Source organism: Streptomyces djakartensis, from assembly GCF_014651075.1.
Taxonomy (GTDB): domain Bacteria; phylum Actinomycetota; class Actinomycetes; order Streptomycetales; family Streptomycetaceae; genus Streptomyces; species Streptomyces djakartensis.
On record NZ_BMWE01000014.1, the window covers coordinates 51,380 to 67,287 of the forward strand.

A 15,908-nucleotide genomic window follows, 5' to 3' on the forward strand; every position below is an offset into this window, starting at 1 on the left:
CGCACACGCTGCTCACCCTCCTCGGTTTCCGGTACCGAGGTGCTGACTGTGCGCATGACCCCTCACCATGCCGACAAACCCCAGGTCACAACCATGCATTGAGTGATCGTCACTGTGTGATTGCGGTGCATCAGACGCCCGAGAGGGGGAAGTGTGAGCGGGCGCGCACCTGCCCTTCATCCCATGAAAGAAACTCCTCTTTTGTGTGCTTGTAGGAGTGATGTAAGGGCATCCGGTGGTCAGGAGGTTGATAACGATGGTTCCCCTGCTTCTGGTTCTTCTTCTGGCTCTGATCCTCTTCGGTGCGGGCTTCGCGCTGAAGGCGCTGTGGTGGATCGCGGTGATCGTGCTGATCGTGTGGTTGCTGGGCTTCGTCATGCGGTCCGCGGACGGCGCAGGCCGCAAGGGCCGCTGGTACCGCTGGTAGACACAGATCCTCAACGTGAGGAGCGCTGCCCGTAACAGAGGTTGACGTGGGGCCCGGCCGGGCAGGCCGGGCCCCACGTCATATAACGGAACACGCCGAGAAGGGCACAGCTACGGAAGTTGCTGGAGTGCGGTGGAGAGGGGGCGACGGTCAGTCGTCGACGAGATCGAGCTGGGCAGCACAGGCATCCGCTACCCGAGTCCTTCGAGACGGCGGGCAGCTTTGATCTCGCTGATCCTGGCAGCTGTCATCGGGGTCCACTCCCTCCTCCGTCCAGCGGCACGGAGGGCTTCTCCAACCTCGCTGAGCTTCACGGAGGACAACACGCCCGCCCGCTCGATCAGGTCGTCCCGGGCCACGGTGGTGAGCCATGTGCACGGAGTAAAGCCTGGACGCGGGAACGCGAACCGCAGCACGCCTTCGAAGGGCAGTCCTTCCGAGGCTCCTACGGCCACTTCGACGCCCAGGCCGCTGAGGTCGACGCCCGCTGGGGCAACGACCTGCATCGCCTGAAAGCCGGATGACTCCTCGTCCGAGAGCAGCACGACCGGGCGTCGCTCTCGAAGTCGACCCACCAGACCTCACCGCGTTGCATGTGTCCTCCTGGCACGAGACGGCGGGCGAACGCTGCGTGCCCCGTGCGGGACACGGAAGGGATGCGGCCCCGTCTTCGCACGTCGTGACCGAGGGGCGGTGAAGACGGGCGCGGCCACCGTTGATCATCAGTGTGTGAAGACTGAAGATCATGCGGTGGCCGCGAGTCACAGCGTAGACCCTGCCCGCTGGCAGGAGGCGTGCGAGGTCCACATTCCGGATAGCGGGCCGGTTCGCGCGGGTTGAACTCCGGTGTTGGATGCGGGACTTGGTGCTGGGACTGCTGTCGGACCTGCCGCGCAAGAGCTGCTGGAGCATCGCCGAATCGAACGTGGTGATGGTCAGCAGGAGTTCCATCCCGATGCCGCATTCGGGGCAGGTGTGCGCCACGGTCGGGACGGCCGTCTTCCTCACCCGATTATCTGCAGTCCGTCCTCGGCCTGAGCCCCTTCAAGGCCGAGCTGTGGAGCCGGTATCCACCGCCGGAGCAGCCATCATGGCCCGAATGGCGTCCGGCTGCCGGTGCTGCTCAGGGGGTTGGTGCAGGTGCCTGCACCAGGTCGAGTGCCATCTCGCTGAAGGCGCGAACGCGGGCTGTCGCACCGTCGGCGGGCCATACCAGGCCCCAGTCCACTGGCACGGCGTTCTCGAAGGGGACATAGACGACGTCGGGGCGGGCGAAGTAGCGCCTTGTGTGGGCGCCGACGGCGAAAGCCCCCTCCCCTGCGCCGACGAGGGTCAGCGTCTCGTTGAACGTCATCGCCGACGGACCGAGTGCGATCGGTCTTCCAGCGGGGGTCCGGCGGGGCGTACGGTCCTCGCGCAGGGAGTCCGGCAGCGTCTCGGGAATCTGCAACAGGGTCACACGAGCCAGATCCTCGAGGGAGAGGGGCGCGCGGCGGGCGAACGGATGCCCTGTCGGTACGGCGAGCATGCGTGCCCTCCTCATGCTGGGTCCGCCAGGCGCCGCCTGGCACATCGAGCTGACCCACGACCCCGACAACCCGCTGGAGCCGACCCCGACAGCGGACGACCTCCTTGTCCTCTACCTGGGCGAGCCAGCGGACGAGTCGCTGATCGGCCGCCTGGTGGCGGCCGGCGGTATCCGTGTTCCGGCGCACAACCCGTACTGGGACGAGCACGGCGTGACGATCACCGACCCCGACGGCTACCGCCTGGTGCTCTGCTCCCGCACCTGGGCATCAGCAGCGTTCAGCGAGTCATGAGCGCGGCCAGGTCGGCGGCGGCCGTGCCCGCCGCCGACCTGGCCGCACCGATCCTGCACGGAACGGTCCACCAGTGCTGTGCGGCCGCAACCGCAAGAATCACCGAGGGCGACACCACCTGTTACGGGACGCAGCATGTCGAGGTCGACGACGCAATCCCGCAGGCGGCTGCCGTGCGGCCGCCTCCAGCGAGGCAGCCGGGGAGCCGACCACCGCCCTTCGACTCTGAGGCGTACAAGCAGCGCAACACCGGGCCAGGAATACCTCGACCTCCCGGCAGAGGTACTCCGTGTTTTCGTCGGTATCAGCCCGGACAAGCTGGTCGGCACCGTGGTCGCTGACCTCATCCTCGGACCACCGCTGCGACAGTCGAGCCGGAACCGCCGCCAGGAAGACGCAAGTCCTGGGCGACGAGGCGCCGTGGCGCTCTGGCCGGTCAACGGTGCGCTGGGGTCAGGAGTTGCAAAGGTCAGCGCGATTCACGCCCGGGCCGGGGGGTGAAGACGTCGCTGCCATCATCAGTGACTTTCCGCGCCTGGCAGGATCGTCCCTCGTGAATATCATTCGTACATCCACTCGGATAGGCGTGCGGCGGGGCTCGCTGTTCGCGGTACTCCTGGCCCTGCTCGGCACGGCGCTGCTCACCCTTCCCGGGAAGGCGGACGCCGCCGCCTTCCCTGACTGTCCCGCCGGCCGGTTCTGCCTCTACGACGGCAGCGGCGGGACCGGCACCCGCACGGATGTCACCGAGGGCGCCAAGGCCGAGCGGGACGCCGGCACCATCCTGTCCGTCAAGAACAACACCCGCATGTGGGCCTGCGTGTACGGCAGGCCCGAATACGGTGGCGGCCTTCAGACCGTCAGGCCGACCCACGGCGACGAGTACGTCGTCGGCGGCACCCGCTGGATGGTCGGCTCGTACAAGCTGGTGCCCGCCAGAGCCCTGTGCTTCACCGGCTACGAGCGCTGCCAGGACACCGAGGTCTGCACTTTCGCCGAGCGCAACGGGCGCGGCGCGATGACCGTTTTCGACAAGCCGGACACCGGCCCCAGCACCCATGACCACGGCAACAGTTACGGCCCCGAGGTCCCCTCCGCGTCCGTGTTCAACCAGACCGGCAAGCACCTCTGCTTCTACCCCACCGCCACGTACCAGGGCACGTGGCGGCAGGGCAGCACGACCTACGGCGCGTACGTGGTGCTGCGCGGCCAGAGCGTGACCGTGCCCGCCCCGTTCGCGGGCACCTTCCGCTCCCACGAGCTCGTCGACGGAACCTCGGAGTGCCAGTGACCACGCCCCTGCGCCCGGCCCTCGCCCTGGCCGCCACCCTCACCACGGCCCTCGCCCTGACCACGTCGACCGCCACCGCCTCCACCACGACGACCGAGCCCAGCCTGCTCGCCGCGAACTGGACGCAGACCGGCGTGCCCGGCGCCAAGGACCTCCCCGCCGGGATCACGGTCACCAACTGGACCGAGAAGAACCTGGAGAACCGCACCAGACCCCGTCTCCTCCAAGTCGTCGAGATCGACCCCACCGCCGCTCCGCTCGACCTGCAGAGCACCGTCGGCGTGGAGGGCGACGGCCAGGCCGAGACGGTCGCCGACCAGCTCGCCGGGGTCAGCCCGGTGGCGTCCCGACACCCCCTGGTCGGCGTCAACGGCGGCCTGTTCAAGTCGGAACCCGCGCATCCGAAGCTGAGGACCACCAGCCGACCCGTCACCCTGCAGCACTTGGGCGTCTCGGTCACCGACGGCGTGCTGCACAGCGCCAGTTGCCTCGGCCCCGATGGCAAGGGCACGAACGGTGCCGTGATCCAGTACGGCGTCCCGTACATCACCAAGCTTCGCACGAAACTGAGCCTGACTCCGTCCGACGGATCCGCGACCGTGGCCTTCGACGACATCAACCGCGACCCCGGCCGGGCCCGCGGCTGCGCCCGCGACGGCGATGACGAGGCTCTCCCCGAGGAGCGGGTCGGCGGCCAGAAGGGCGTCTACGCCGACGCCGACGAGATCATCCTGTTCACCTCGGACTACAAGTACCCGGTGCCCAAGCCCGGCCTCGACCCGTACGTCACCACGGACGACGACGAGGGCTACGAGGTCGTCCTCGGCCCCACCGGCAAGGTGACGGCCGCCCACCCGGGCCGCGGCGGCGGCAAGGACAGCACCACCGAGGTCTACGTGCCGTCCGGAGGGCGCGTCCTGCAGGGTGTCGGCACGGGCGGCACTTGGCTGCGCGACCACGCGCGCCTCGGCAGCACGCTCACGATCTCGCAGAAGCTGACCGACGAGCGGTTCGGTCGGGAGATCCCGCTGGGCCCGTCGGTCGACGTCGTCAGCTCCTTCCACCAGCTCCTGCGCGACGGCGCGGTCGCGCAGGAGCTGCGCAACAGCTGCGGAGCCACGGGCACCGGCGCCGACGGCACCCCCATCTGCACCGACTCCCGGGTAGCCCTCGGCACCAACGTGCGCGGCCACACAGTCCTCGTCACCCTGACGGGACAGCCCCAGCAGGACAACACCACCACCCACGAGGACGGGGCCTGGCTGCACGCGTGGGGCGAGCTCCTGGACTGCGAGGAACTCGGCCTGATCGACGCGCTCAACCTCGACGGCGGCGGCTCGGCGACCCTGATCACCGCCACCAGCACCGGCAGCACCGTCGTGAGCACCCCGCCTACGGACCGGGCGAACGGCGTGTACGTGCACCGGGCGGTCGCCGACGCCGTCTACGCCGGGATCAGCGGCTACGGCATGTACAAGAAGTGAGCAGGGCTTTGCAGTGATACACACCGGCTCCCGCACACCTTTCGCGACACCGACGGCTGGGGGTGAACGGTCGCTGATGCCTCACGCTGCTCATCGCCTTCGGATGCAGCCTTCCAGCGGCAGGTTGGTTTCGTGCTCGTAAGGCGGGACCTTCGATCGCCCTGTGAACCCGTTGACTGTGGGGCCAGTTGACCAATGCAGCAGTGCCGAGGTCGACGTCGGCGAGGCCGCCCCAGGGCCGACGTCTCCAGTGGCCGGGAGGGGCGCATGGGGCCGAGGCAGCGGTCGGGCGGCCGACCTCCCGGCCCTTTGCCTCCGGAACTCCCCGTGCGACGCTCTCGGCTGGGTGGCTCCCCCTCCCCCGACCAGCTCGTCCCACGTGGTGCAGGACACGTTCAAGACAGGATTGCGCTGGGGAACGTGCAGGGAAGTCATAGGGGCGCCCATGACTGCCGTGAAGGGATTCCCCCGTGACGTCCGCTGCGCCTCTCCACATTCCTCGGGCATCAGGATCGCTTCCGTTCATCGGCCACGCTCTGAAAATGCGCGACAACCTCGGCTTCATCGACTCGCTGCGCGACACACGGGAGCCACTCGTCGAGATCGTCCTGCAACCCGGGACGCGCACCGTCGTGGTCCAGGACCCGGCCCTGATCCACCAGATGCTCAAGGCCTTGGCGCCCTCTCTCGACAAGGGCCGGCTCTACGACAAGCTGGGCCAGCTGCTGGGCGACAGCGTCGTCACCGCCACCGGCCGGCCGCACGTACGCAAACGCCGCCAGTTGCAACCGGCGTTCGCCCACACCGAGATCAGCCGGTACGTCGACATCATGCGTGACGAGGTGACGGCCACGGTCACCGGCTGGGAGCTCGGGCGGCCCCTCGACGTGCGTGAGGCGATGGTCGGGCTGAGCCTCGACATGCTGGCCAAGACGGTGTTCGCCGGTAGCCTCGACGACGCCGTCTTCCGCCGGCTGCGCAGCGATCTGTCGGTGGTGATGAACGGCGTCGGTGTGCGCCTCATGCTGCCCGACTGGGCCGAGCGCCTGCCGTTGCCCTTCAACCGCCGCTTCGACCGGGCACGGGCCGGCGTACGCGCCACCGTCAACACCGCCGTCGAGGAACTGCAGGCCTCCGGGCACGACACCGGGGACATGCTCTCCATGTTGCTGCGCGCCGTCGACGAGGAGACCGGCGAGCCGTTGACCGGGGATCAGATCTGCTCCGAGATCCTCACCCTGGCCGTGGCGGGCACCGAGACCACCGCGTCGGTGCTGTCCTGGACCCTGTACGAACTGGCCCGCCACCCCGGCATCGAGGCCAGGGTCTTGGCCGAGCTGGATGAGGTCCTCGGCGAACGGCCGGTCGCCTTCGACGACGTGACCCGGCTGCCGTACCTGAACCGGGTGATCACCGAGACTCTGCGGCTGCACCACCCCGGCTGGTTGGTCACCCGCCGCACCACCGAGGAGACCCGGCTCGGCGAGTGGACGCTGCCCGCCGGCACCGAACTGGCCTACTGCCAGCACGCCCTGCACCGCGACCCCGAGCGCTTCCCCGATCCGCTCACGTTCGACCCGGACCGGTGGAACGACGCCGCGCAGGAGCCTCCGCCAGGCGCGTTCCTGCCCTTCGGGGACGGCAAGCACAAGTGCATGGGGGACCGCTTCGCCCGCACCGAGATGGTCACGGCGATCGCGACCATGCTGCGTGCGGTACGGCTGGAACTCGCCGAGGGCCAGGCCATCCGCCAGGTCGCCCGGCTCACCGTACGGCCGCGCGCCCTGCGGATGACCGTCCGCCCCCGGAACCGCCCCCGAGCCGGGGTCGGCCACTAGAGCGTGTCTCTTTGATGGGTTGGTCAGTTGATCGGTTGTGTCTGTCCGATTAGTGATCACTGATGCGATGTGGGACCGGATCGAGCCGTTGATGCCAGCCGATCCGGTCCGGGGCCGGCGCTGGGCCGACCACCGCCGCACGCTCGAGGCCATCGCGTGGAAGTACCGCACCAACTCGCCCTGGCGGGACCTCCCCGAAGAGCTCGGCTCGTTCCAGACTGCTCACAAGCGGCTGATCAGGTGGGCCGTCGACGGCACGTGGGAGAAGATCTTCGCCGCCGTCCTCGCTGCAGCCGATGCCGTCGACGACATCGGCTGGACGGTATCGGTCGACTCCACCGTCGTCCGGGCCCACCAGCACGCCGCCGGAGCACTCAAAAGGGGGCCGCAGGCCGAAACGAGCCGGCCGATCACGCACTCGGACGCTCCTGCGGCGGGCTGAGCACAAAGATCCACCTGGCTGCAGACGGTCGTGCACGGCCCCTTGCCCTGGACGTCACAGCAGGCCAGGCCGGTGACGCACCCGCCTTCGAGACGGTCATGGCCCGCATCCGGGTGCCGCGAACCGGCCCCGGCCGGCCTCGGACCCGCCCCACCATGGTTCTGGCCGATCGCGCCTACTCGTCCCGCGCGATCCGCGGCCACCTGCGTCGCCGGCAGATCCGCGCGGTCATCCCGCAGCCGTCGGACCAAGCCGGGCACCGCCTGCGACGGGGCCGCCAAGGCGGCCGTCCGCCCGGCTTCGATGCCGATGCCTACAAGCAGCGCAACACCGTCGAGCGATGCATCAACCGCCTCAAACAGTGGCGCGGCCTGGCCACGCGATGCGACAAACTCGCCATCGCCTACCAGGCCGCACTCCACCTCGCCGCCATCCTCATCTGGGCACGGCGCTGACTTAAGTCGCAGTGCCAACTACCTCCATTCAAGCGCCGTGGGCGGTGCCTGGCCACCGGAGGCGCGGGCCCGCCCGACACCTCGCCGATCCGGCGACCGGCTGACGGCGCCGCCTCACGGACCGGCCGTCGGCGCCCCGCCCGCTGACGCCCGCGCGTGGCCGGGTCCGGCGCGGCCCAGGGAGGGGTCAGTTCGATCAGGAAGTCCTGGTCGGCGGCGCCGGAGCAGCGGCCCTGGACGACCTCCGCTCCGCTCACGGTGTCCTGGTCGCGCAGGCTCAGACACCAGTCGGTGCCGACCGGACGGAGGCGGAAGTGGCCTGCCGAGGGCGGGCCGAAGGGCTCGACACGGAACTGCTGGGCCTGGTCGGTGTCGGAGCAGTCGTCGCGGGGCTCGAGCAGGTTCCTGCCCGGCCCCGTCCGCAGCACGGTCAGACAGCCGACGCCGTGCTTCGGGTGGTGCCACTGGATCTGTACGACGTCCTCGGCCACCGGCTCGAGGAAGACCTGGGGCACCACGGCCTGGGCGCAGGGGCGTTGAGCGGCGACGGCGGTCTCGTAGCGGCCGGTGCGGTCCCTGCCTTCGGTCACGCACAGCTCAGGTGTACGCGCGGGGTGGATACGGGCCCAACTGCCCACGGCCAGCATGCGCAGCCCGGTGACCGGTACGGCGGGCAGACCGGCTGACGGGGAACCGTCGTGAACCAGACCGCGGGCCCCGAGGGCGCCGACGGCGCTGACGCCCGCGACGCCGAGCAGGACGACCGCCCGGCGCCACCACCGCGCGTAGTGTCCCGGCACCGACTCACCGCCTACGCGGGCTCCCCCCTTGCCGCCGCCCGGGTCCCCGGTGGGTGGCGCGGGCGCACCGGCGGCGATGCGGCCGTGTGCCTGGAGCCACTGTTGGGTCTCCTCCTCGCCGAGGCCGCAGGCGCGGGTGAAGGATTCGACGAACCGCTCGCGGGGCAGGGTCGCGCGGCCCAGCGTGGCCGCCACGGTGCTGGCCGGGAGGGTGTCGGCGTGCGAGGCGGCTTTGCTCTCGAGCTGCCGGTAGGTGAGTCCGGACCAGATCCGCAGCGCGCGCAGCGCTGCGACGAACTCGGCGGGAGTACTGGTCAGTTCGGGCTGCGGCGGCTCGGGTAAGGCCCTGTCCGTCTTGGTCATGATGCAAGCATGGCTCAGCCGACGGAAGCCGGACGACTGCTAAATCAGTCTTGTCCACCCACGTGCGCGACGCGAACCGGAACGGCTTTCCGCACCGGCAGGACCCCGTCACCGGCGGCAGGGACGCCGCGGCCCCGGTCCCGGGCCGAGGATCGTCGGCGGACCGGCGGATCGCCCTCCCGGCGCGGATACGCCGGGAGGGATGGGGGCCTCACTTGGCCGAGACCCTGGACTTCACGGTGTAGCTGCCGGGGGCCGGGGTGGTCACCGAGTAGGTGGAAACGTTCTCGCAGGTGTAGAGGTCCTCGCCCGGCTCGTTGATGGCCTTGCGGGTGTACGCCGGGAAGGACAGCGGATCTCCGTCGGCCTCGGCCCGGGGGTACGACACCTTCACGCCGGGGATGTCGGCACAGGTCCGGATACCGTCGTACTTCTCGATGAACGCGTTGGCGCGGTTGCGGAAGGTGTGGTCCTGCGGGACGCGCCAGGCGCCGATCGTCCGCACCCGCCCGGTCTCCAGGTCCTTGACGGTGCCCGTGTAGGAGACCCCGGCGGCGCCGGTGGTCTTCCTCGTGGTGAGGGTGTACTTGCGGCCGACCGCGTACGTGAGGTCGTCGATGCCGCAGGTGACCCCCGCTTCCCCATCGGCGCCCCGTGGCGGCGGGAGGCGCTGAGCCACCCGCTGCCCCGCTGTGCGGTTGCTGGCGCCGTCCTTCCCCCCCCCGGCCGGTCCCGGTGCGTTGCTCCGTGGCGTCGGGGCGCTTGGCCGGCTGCGTTCACGGCGACGTCACGCATCGCCCGGGTCGTCCAAGGACGGCGCCAGCGGCTCACAAGACCCCAGTTCGCCGACCCGGGGCCCGCCCGCAGCTCAGCTCCTGGTCAGCCGGGCGCAGGAATAGACGGCCTCGCTCAGCCAATGCCAGTTGCAGACGTCGAACCACACGTTCCGGTAGCCCGTTCCGGAGAAACTCGACCCGGTGCCGTACTCCTCCGGTAAGACCTTGACGAGCGACCGGACCTGACCCGTCCCCGACCGGCTGTCGTAATGCATGCGCAGAACCGCCCCGTACTCGTCGTTCGGGCGGATGTCGACGGCATAAGGAGAGGTGACCTCGATGCCGTAGTAACCGTCACCCGTCGACCAGTAGGTGTAGCTCACGTTGCCGTAAGCGGCTCCGTTGGTCGTGTAGGCGGAGAAAAGGCTCGCAGCGGTTGCTGCGGTCTCGGCCTGCGCGGCGCTGCTGGTGGTGGGAATGGCCGCGAGGGTGGCGGTGAGCCCCGCCGCGAGCATTATTTTGGTGAGTCGTGCGGAAAAGGACATGACACCTCGGATTCGCTTGGAGATGGGCATTCGGCCGCGATCGGACAGCGGCGGACCGGTCCGCGCCGACGGCTCCATGAAGGGTGGGGCCGACGCATGCGTGGGTCGGCCGACGTACCGGGTCGGAACGGGAGAAAGAATTGACCGCCGCTCGCCGCAGTGGCAAGAGAGAACACCGTTCGAGCATGTTCGGGACGGTGTTCACGGCGTTCCGGACTCACTCGAACAGGGCCGCAGGACGACGGCGACGATTTCTGCGCCCGGACGGCGACCCCTTCGCTGCTGTCCGGGGCGTCGCCGAGTTGAGCAGGACAGCCGTCCGCGCACCGGCGATCCGTACCGCACCGTCTCGTTCAGCAGGGGTCGGGGCCCGTTCCCGGGAACCGGTCAGCGCCACCGGCCCATAAAGAGACAGGACCTAGCCCACGTGAGGCGAGCCGCCTGCGCTCCGGCTCGTCCTGGGCCAGCGCGAAGACGACCGTCTCGTCGCCTCTACAGCGTCACGCCGAGCCAGGACCGCGGTGCTCCTCCGCCCCGCACATGCCCGGCGTCGTGGAGCACGTGGTGATCAGCAGGGGCCGGGCACTGGTGGGCCTCACCGAAGACCCGATCGAACTTCACCCCGGCGACTACATCTGCTACCCGGCCGACGTCCCAGACGTCTTCCAGGCACTGGAGCCCGGCACCCACGCGGTTCTCGTTTCCGAGCACCACTGAGCAAAAGGGAAGAGACCATCTCTGCGGGCCCGGGCTGGCGTCCGGGCCCGCAGAGGTGGTCTCGCTCTGACGTCAGCCGTCCAGCTCCCTGCGGTCGCTGCCGCCACTGATGGCGATCTTGCGGGGCTTGGTCTGTTCCGCGACGGGGATCCGCAGCTTCAGCACGCCGGCCTCGTAGGAGGCTTCGATCTTCTCGGTGTCGAGGGTCTCGCCGAGGAACAACTGCCGGCTGAACGTCCCCGCGGGCCGCTCGGTGATCACGGTTTCACTCTTCTCGCCGTACGCCGGCTTGCGTTCGGCCTTCACGGTCAGGACGTTGCGCTCGACATCGAGGTCGATGGACTCCGGGTTCACGCCCGGCAGGTCCAGCTCGACGAAGAACGCCTCCCCCGCACGCCAGGCGTCCATCGGCATGCCGGCCGGGTGCGCGGCCGTACCCCGGACCCGCTCGACGAGCCGATCGAGCTCGCGGAAGGGATCCGTACGCATCAGCATCTGTCATCCCTCCTTGACGTCGCTTCTGCGGTCTTCGCTCTGCTCCTGATATATCACTGCACTAGAAAGTTGACAAGTAGCGGCTCAACATTCTGGTTCGACCTTAGTGGCGACCCGCCCCGGACAGACTCCACAGGGACAGCGCCAGCTTCCGATCTCCAACTTCTCGCCGGCTATCTGCCTGCCCACGGACTCACCACGGCAAGAGATTGAGCCTCGCGTTGTCAACTTCATGCAGCGCTTACTTGTCAGAGATTCTCCTGTCGGATATATGGATAGGCGGTACTCGATCGTCGGGCCGCAGCCCTGCGGCCTGCGTCCAGGGAGGAGAAGTTGGACATACTCGCGCGTACCGATCTGCTGGGGGATCTGGACCGGCTCACGCATCAGCTCGCGCACGTCGGCGCCTCAGAAGGCACCGTCATACCGGCGGACGCCTGGCGCGACGACGAAGCGCTTTACCTGCAGTTCGACCTGCCCGGCATGGATCGTTCCACCATCGAACTGACCACGGAGCATCACACGCTGACCCTGACCGCGGAACGGCCCTCACCGATCCCGGCCGACGCCCGTCCCGTACTGACCGAGCGGCCCACCGGCCGGTTCACCCGCCGCCTGACCCTGTCCGACGCCCTGGACACAGCCGCCGCCGAGGCGGCCTACGACAACGGCGTCCTCACCCTGCGCATCCCGCTGGCCGCACACGCCAAGCCCCGAAAGATCGCCATCTCCGGCGGAACACCCAAGCAGCTGACCACCTGAACCGAGATCCGCCCGCCCATCCGTCTCATCGCAGCGAAGGAGGTGAAGCCGTGGGCGCCCTGCTGTGGCTGCTCATCCCCCTCGTCGTCGGCGTCGCCGCCGGTATCTGGGCCTGGGGCACCGAACGCCGCGACCCCGGTCCGCCCAACCACGACACCTGGGAAGACCTCGACCGCTACCAGCGGCTGCGGACCGTCCTCAGCGCTGAGCACCGCAAAACTGCGTGAGCCAGGCCGTGCCTGTCAGGTGCTCGAGCGGGTGACCAGACGTGTGGGCAGGATCAGCGGGGTGGGATCGTGCCCGTTGACGGCCGTTACGAGCATGCGCGCCATCTCCCGGCCGAGAGCTGTTATGGGCTGGTGGACGGTGGTGAGGGGCGGATCGGCGACCCGGGCGACGGTCAGGTCGTCGAAGCCCACCACCGCGACATCAGCGGGGACCGCCCGGCCGGTCGCGCGAAGCGTGCGCAGCGCCCCCGCCGCCATGTTGTCGTTGGCAGCGAACACCGCGTCCAGGTCGGGCGTGTCGGCCAGCAGAGCTTCCATGGCGGCAGCTCCGCTCGGTTCGGTGAAGTCCCCTTCCCGCGGCGGCAGCGGATCGAGGCCGGCCGCCAGCAGGGCGTCCCGGTAGCCGCGGTACCGGGCGCGTCCGGCCTCGGTGTCCAGACGCCCGCAGATCGCCGCCACGCGAGTCCGGCCGCGTGAAACCAGGTGCTCGGTCGCCGCCCGCGCGCCGCCGACGTTGTCGACGTCCACGTACCACCGGGGAACCGAGTCGACGGGTCGTCCTCCGAACACCACCGGTATCTCCGCCTCCTCGGCCGCAGCGGCCAGTGGATCGCCGTCGCGCAGCGCCATCAGCATGACCCCGTCGGCGCCCCTCGACCGCAGGAGTTCCTCGACCCGCTTGCGGCCCCGTTCGGAGGCGGCCAGGCACAGCATCAGATGCAGGTCGGCTTCCTCCAGTGTCTGTGAGGCCCCCACGATCACCTGGGCGAAGAACGGATCCGCGAAGATCGACGGATCCTCTCCCGAGATGACGAGGGCGGCAGCACCTGTCTGACGCGTGGCCAGAGCCCGGGCGGTCGGATTGGCCACGTAGCCGAGTTGCCGGACAGCCCGCTCGACCGCCTCACGCTTGGAAGGGCTGACATGCGGAGCCTTGTTGAGGACGCGGGAGGCCACGGAGCGGGAGACACCGGCACGTGCGGCCACCTCGTCGAGCGTCGGCTGCCGACGCGGTGCTGCGCCTGTCATGGACCACGACCCTCTTCCTCATGACCGGACGGGGAGCGTCTCACCCAGCGCCATGGCGCTGCCACCCGCCGCCCGGACTCCCGAGCTGGGAGCGCTTCCAGGCCGAGGAGGCCAGAACCTCGCTCGCGATGTGAAATTACGTCAGTGCACCGGCTCTTGACAGCTCAACTTCCCAGTCACACCATACCGAACACACCCCATACCTTCCCCGGCTGCTTTTGGGATCGCTTCCAGTGGGAGCGCTCCCAGCTCAGATCGCGCATCACCGTTCTCGATATACCCCCACCATGAAATCGAGGTTCTGTCATGCGCCGCAGACTCCGCGCCCTGGCCGCGACTCTCTCCGCTGTGCCGCTGGCGCTCGCCGCCGCACCGTCCGCACATGCGGCCGACCCGACCACGATGACCAATGGGTTCTACGTGGATCCCGACTCCAGCGCGAAGAGGTGGGTGGCCGCCAATGCCGGTGACGGCCGAGCCGCCGCGATCAACGCCTCCATAGCCAACACCCCGATGGCTCGCTGGTTCGGCTCATGGAGCGGAACCATCGGCACCGCCACAGGGGCTTACACGGGAGCGGCGGACCGCGTCGACAAGCTGCCCGTCCTGGTCTCCTACAACATCTACAACCGTGACTACTGCGGCGGGCATTCCGCAGGCGGAGCCGCCTCACCGTCCGCCTACGCCGACTGGGTCGCGCAGTTCGCCGGCGGGATCGGCGGCCGCCCGGCCGTCGTCATCCTCGAACCGGACTCCCTCGGCGACTACGGCTGCATGACACAGTCACAGATCGACGAACGCGAGGCCATGCTGACCGGCGCCCTCACCCAGTTCAGCCGCCAGGCCCCCAACACCTGGGTCTACATGGACGCCGGCAACCCGCGCTGGGCCGACGCGGCGACCATGGCCAGGCGCCTCCACGAAGCCGGCCTCCGACAGGCCCACGGCTTCTCGCTCAACATCTCCAACTACATCCCCACCGCCGAGAACACCGCTTACGGCAACTCCGTCAACCGTGAACTGAGTTCCCGCTACGGCTACACCAAGCCGTTCGTCGTGGACACCAGCCGCAACGGGAACGGGTCCAACGGCCAGTGGTGCAACCCCTCAGGTCGTCGTATCGGCTCGCCCACCCAGCTGGGCGGAGGCGCCGAGATGCTTCTGTGGATCAAGGTGCCGGGCGAGTCCGACGGCAACTGCGGCGTGGGAGCGGGTACCTCGGCCGGGCAGTTCCTTCCCGAGGTCGCCTACAAGATGATCTACGGCTACTGATGCCGTTCCGCGGTGTGCGCCGCGCTCGTTCGGCTGGTGCCTTGCGCTCGGTCGGCCGCGGCGCGGCGTTCACCTGAAAGGGTCCAAGGTGCCGTAAAGAGAAGATCAGGAGCATAGCCGGCCACCAGCCGGTGAGACATCCGGCATGACCGAACCCTCACCGGCCGGCTCCGTACCGGTCCCCGGCCGCCCGCTTTCCACTCAGGTCGTCTTCACAGCCGACTTCGCCTCCCCCACCCAATGGGTGGCGGGCCATTCGTGGGCCTATCCCGACGGGGGCCCGGTCAATCCGGGCAACGACAAGCTGGACTACTTGGTGGCCGATGCCGAGTACAGCCGCTCAGGCGTCTTCCGCGCCAGGCGACGAGTGGACGGGTGGTGGAACACCGGCCTGCTCACCACCGAGGGAAGCCAGGAAGGATTCACCGTCCGCGCGGGGGACGTCCTGGAAGCGCGGGTGCAGCTGCCGACGGAAATCGGCGCCTGGCCCGCGATCTGGACCTGGCGAGACGGCGACCAGGAGATCGACGTCTTCGAATACCACCCTGACAACCCCGACCTCATCGAATTCACCAACCACGTGCGCGGCACCAACCGCTATCACCACGACGAAGCGGTACGTCCGGGCGCATGGGTGGACCTGCGCACCGTGTTCGGCGTCCGCTCGGTCGACTGGTGGCTCAACGGCAGACGGGTGTTCACGGACGGACGAGGCGTGGGCCGCGCCTGGCACGCCTTCCTCATCGTCAACCTCTCGGTCTGCGCCGGGCGTTATCACCCGGCGCCTGAACCGGACACGACCGAGATGTGGTACGAGGTGAGCAGCCTGGTGGTACGGCGACCTGTGGCGATGCCCACCCGTCCCCCTGCGACGACGGCCGCGGGCGGGCATGAATCGACCTTCCCGGCGGACGATCACCAGCCGGGGGCGGCGTCCGGGACGGACACAGCGCCATCATGAGTCGGCATCACCGTGCCGTCGCCCTGGGGCCCAGGGTGCCAGGCGTCCACTTCCCCTTGCCCGCTTCCCAGTTCAGCGAACCGGCATCGGGGACGGCGGGCCGAGATCGGATCATTTCATCGCACATTGGTCTGGCTTGCCGCCGACGACGGCCGAAAGCCGCGTGAAAGCTGAGCCAAGAAGCAACCACACGCCGGGATTTGC

General features: G+C 69.1%; 17 protein-coding genes and 2 pseudogenes. 12 read left to right on the forward strand and 7 right to left on the reverse strand.

Annotation, left to right across the window (positions count from 1 at the left end):
• Positions 1-256: 256 nt before the first annotated feature.
• Positions 257-427, forward strand: coding sequence for a hydrophobic protein (locus IE212_RS23780; RefSeq protein ID WP_190199956.1), 171 nt, complete (start codon positions 257-259; stop codon positions 425-427).
• Between the two features lie 191 nt (positions 428-618).
• Here the strand turns inward: IE212_RS23780 and IE212_RS23785 are convergent.
• Positions 619-1,022: pseudogene (locus IE212_RS23785) on the reverse strand (type II toxin-antitoxin system PemK/MazF family toxin).
• 155 nt (positions 1,023-1,177) lie between these two features.
• Between IE212_RS23785 and IE212_RS35750 the strand changes: the two are divergent.
• Positions 1,178-1,346 (forward strand): annotated as a pseudogene (locus tag IE212_RS35750) (IS701 family transposase); the annotation flags it as partial.
• 204 nt (positions 1,347-1,550) lie between these two features.
• Here the strand turns inward: IE212_RS35750 and IE212_RS23790 are convergent.
• Positions 1,551-1,955: a LysR substrate-binding domain-containing protein gene (locus IE212_RS23790; protein ID WP_229864559.1), complete on the reverse strand. Its 405-nt coding sequence runs from the start codon at positions 1,953-1,955 to the stop codon at positions 1,551-1,553.
• Here IE212_RS23790 and IE212_RS23795 point away from each other — a divergent pair.
• The 5 genes from IE212_RS23795 to IE212_RS23815 all read left to right on the forward strand — a co-directional run bounded on the left by IE212_RS23795 (position 1,954) and on the right by IE212_RS23815 (position 7,757).
• Entirely contained in the window at positions 1,954-2,247 is a 294-nt protein-coding gene (locus IE212_RS23795; protein WP_308430243.1) for a hypothetical protein, read from the forward strand. The genes IE212_RS23790 and IE212_RS23795 overlap by 2 nt on opposite strands.
• A gap of 553 nt (positions 2,248-2,800) precedes the next feature.
• Entirely contained in the window at positions 2,801-3,538 is a 738-nt protein-coding gene (locus tag IE212_RS23800; RefSeq protein WP_229864561.1) for a peptidase inhibitor family I36 protein, read from the forward strand.
• Positions 3,535-5,022 (forward strand): phosphodiester glycosidase family protein, encoded by a 1,488-nt coding sequence (locus IE212_RS23805; protein ID WP_229864562.1) that lies wholly within the window; start codon positions 3,535-3,537, stop codon positions 5,020-5,022. Before IE212_RS23800 ends, IE212_RS23805 begins: the two co-directional genes overlap by 4 nt.
• A 470-nt stretch (positions 5,023-5,492) precedes the next feature.
• Positions 5,493-6,860 (forward strand): cytochrome P450, encoded by a 1,368-nt coding sequence (locus IE212_RS23810; protein WP_190199958.1) that lies wholly within the window; start codon positions 5,493-5,495, stop codon positions 6,858-6,860.
• Between the two features lie 67 nt (positions 6,861-6,927).
• Positions 6,928-7,757 (forward strand): IS5 family transposase gene (locus IE212_RS23815; protein ID WP_373301424.1). Its coding sequence is split into 2 segments (ribosomal slippage): positions 6,928-7,258 and positions 7,258-7,757, totalling 831 coding nucleotides; the frame shifts between segments, so codons are not numbered across the junction.
• On the opposite strand, the gene IE212_RS23820 is transcribed toward IE212_RS23815, so the two are convergent.
• The 3 genes from IE212_RS23820 to IE212_RS23830 form a co-directional block, all read right to left on the reverse strand.
• Positions 7,706-8,920, reverse strand: a complete 1,215-nt coding sequence (locus IE212_RS23820; RefSeq protein WP_190199959.1) for an XRE family transcriptional regulator — start codon at positions 8,918-8,920, stop codon at positions 7,706-7,708. The genes IE212_RS23815 and IE212_RS23820 overlap by 52 nt on opposite strands.
• A 211-nt stretch (positions 8,921-9,131) precedes the next feature.
• Positions 9,132-9,599: a DUF3472 domain-containing protein gene (locus tag IE212_RS23825; protein ID WP_190199960.1), complete on the reverse strand. Its 468-nt coding sequence runs from the start codon at positions 9,597-9,599 to the stop codon at positions 9,132-9,134.
• 189 nt (positions 9,600-9,788) lie between these two features.
• Positions 9,789-10,241 (reverse strand): hypothetical protein, encoded by a 453-nt coding sequence (locus IE212_RS23830; protein ID WP_190199961.1) that lies wholly within the window; start codon positions 10,239-10,241, stop codon positions 9,789-9,791.
• A gap of 540 nt (positions 10,242-10,781) precedes the next feature.
• On the opposite strand from IE212_RS23830, the gene IE212_RS23835 reads away from it, so the two are divergent.
• Positions 10,782-10,958, forward strand: a complete 177-nt coding sequence (locus IE212_RS23835) for a cupin domain-containing protein (RefSeq protein WP_229864564.1) — start codon at positions 10,782-10,784, stop codon at positions 10,956-10,958.
• A 72-nt stretch (positions 10,959-11,030) separates the two neighbouring features.
• On the opposite strand, the gene IE212_RS23840 is transcribed toward IE212_RS23835, so the two are convergent.
• Positions 11,031-11,453 (reverse strand): Hsp20/alpha crystallin family protein, encoded by a 423-nt coding sequence (locus IE212_RS23840; RefSeq protein ID WP_190199962.1) that lies wholly within the window; start codon positions 11,451-11,453, stop codon positions 11,031-11,033.
• Between the two features lie 333 nt (positions 11,454-11,786).
• Here IE212_RS23840 and IE212_RS23845 point away from each other — a divergent pair, with 333 nt between their 5' ends.
• Positions 11,787-12,215 (forward strand): Hsp20/alpha crystallin family protein, encoded by a 429-nt coding sequence (locus tag IE212_RS23845; RefSeq protein WP_373301425.1) that lies wholly within the window; start codon positions 11,787-11,789, stop codon positions 12,213-12,215.
• Positions 12,216-12,265: 50 nt separating this feature from the next.
• On the forward strand, positions 12,266-12,442 hold the full coding sequence (locus IE212_RS23850; protein ID WP_190199963.1) for a hypothetical protein: 177 nt from the start codon (positions 12,266-12,268) through the stop codon (positions 12,440-12,442).
• Positions 12,443-12,457: 15 nt separating this feature from the next.
• Here IE212_RS23850 and IE212_RS23855 read toward each other — a convergent pair whose 3' ends face one another.
• Positions 12,458-13,471 (reverse strand): LacI family DNA-binding transcriptional regulator, encoded by a 1,014-nt coding sequence (locus IE212_RS23855; RefSeq protein WP_190199964.1) that lies wholly within the window; start codon positions 13,469-13,471, stop codon positions 12,458-12,460.
• A gap of 306 nt (positions 13,472-13,777) precedes the next feature.
• Here IE212_RS23855 and IE212_RS23860 point away from each other — a divergent pair, with 306 nt between their 5' ends.
• Both IE212_RS23860 and IE212_RS23865 read left to right on the forward strand, forming a co-directional pair.
• On the forward strand, positions 13,778-14,743 hold the full coding sequence (locus IE212_RS23860) for a glycoside hydrolase family 6 protein (RefSeq protein ID WP_190199965.1): 966 nt from the start codon (positions 13,778-13,780) through the stop codon (positions 14,741-14,743).
• Between the two features lie 145 nt (positions 14,744-14,888).
• On the forward strand, positions 14,889-15,704 hold the full coding sequence (locus tag IE212_RS23865; RefSeq protein ID WP_190199966.1) for a LamG domain-containing protein: 816 nt from the start codon (positions 14,889-14,891) through the stop codon (positions 15,702-15,704).
• The last annotated feature ends 204 nt before the right edge of the window (positions 15,705-15,908 follow it).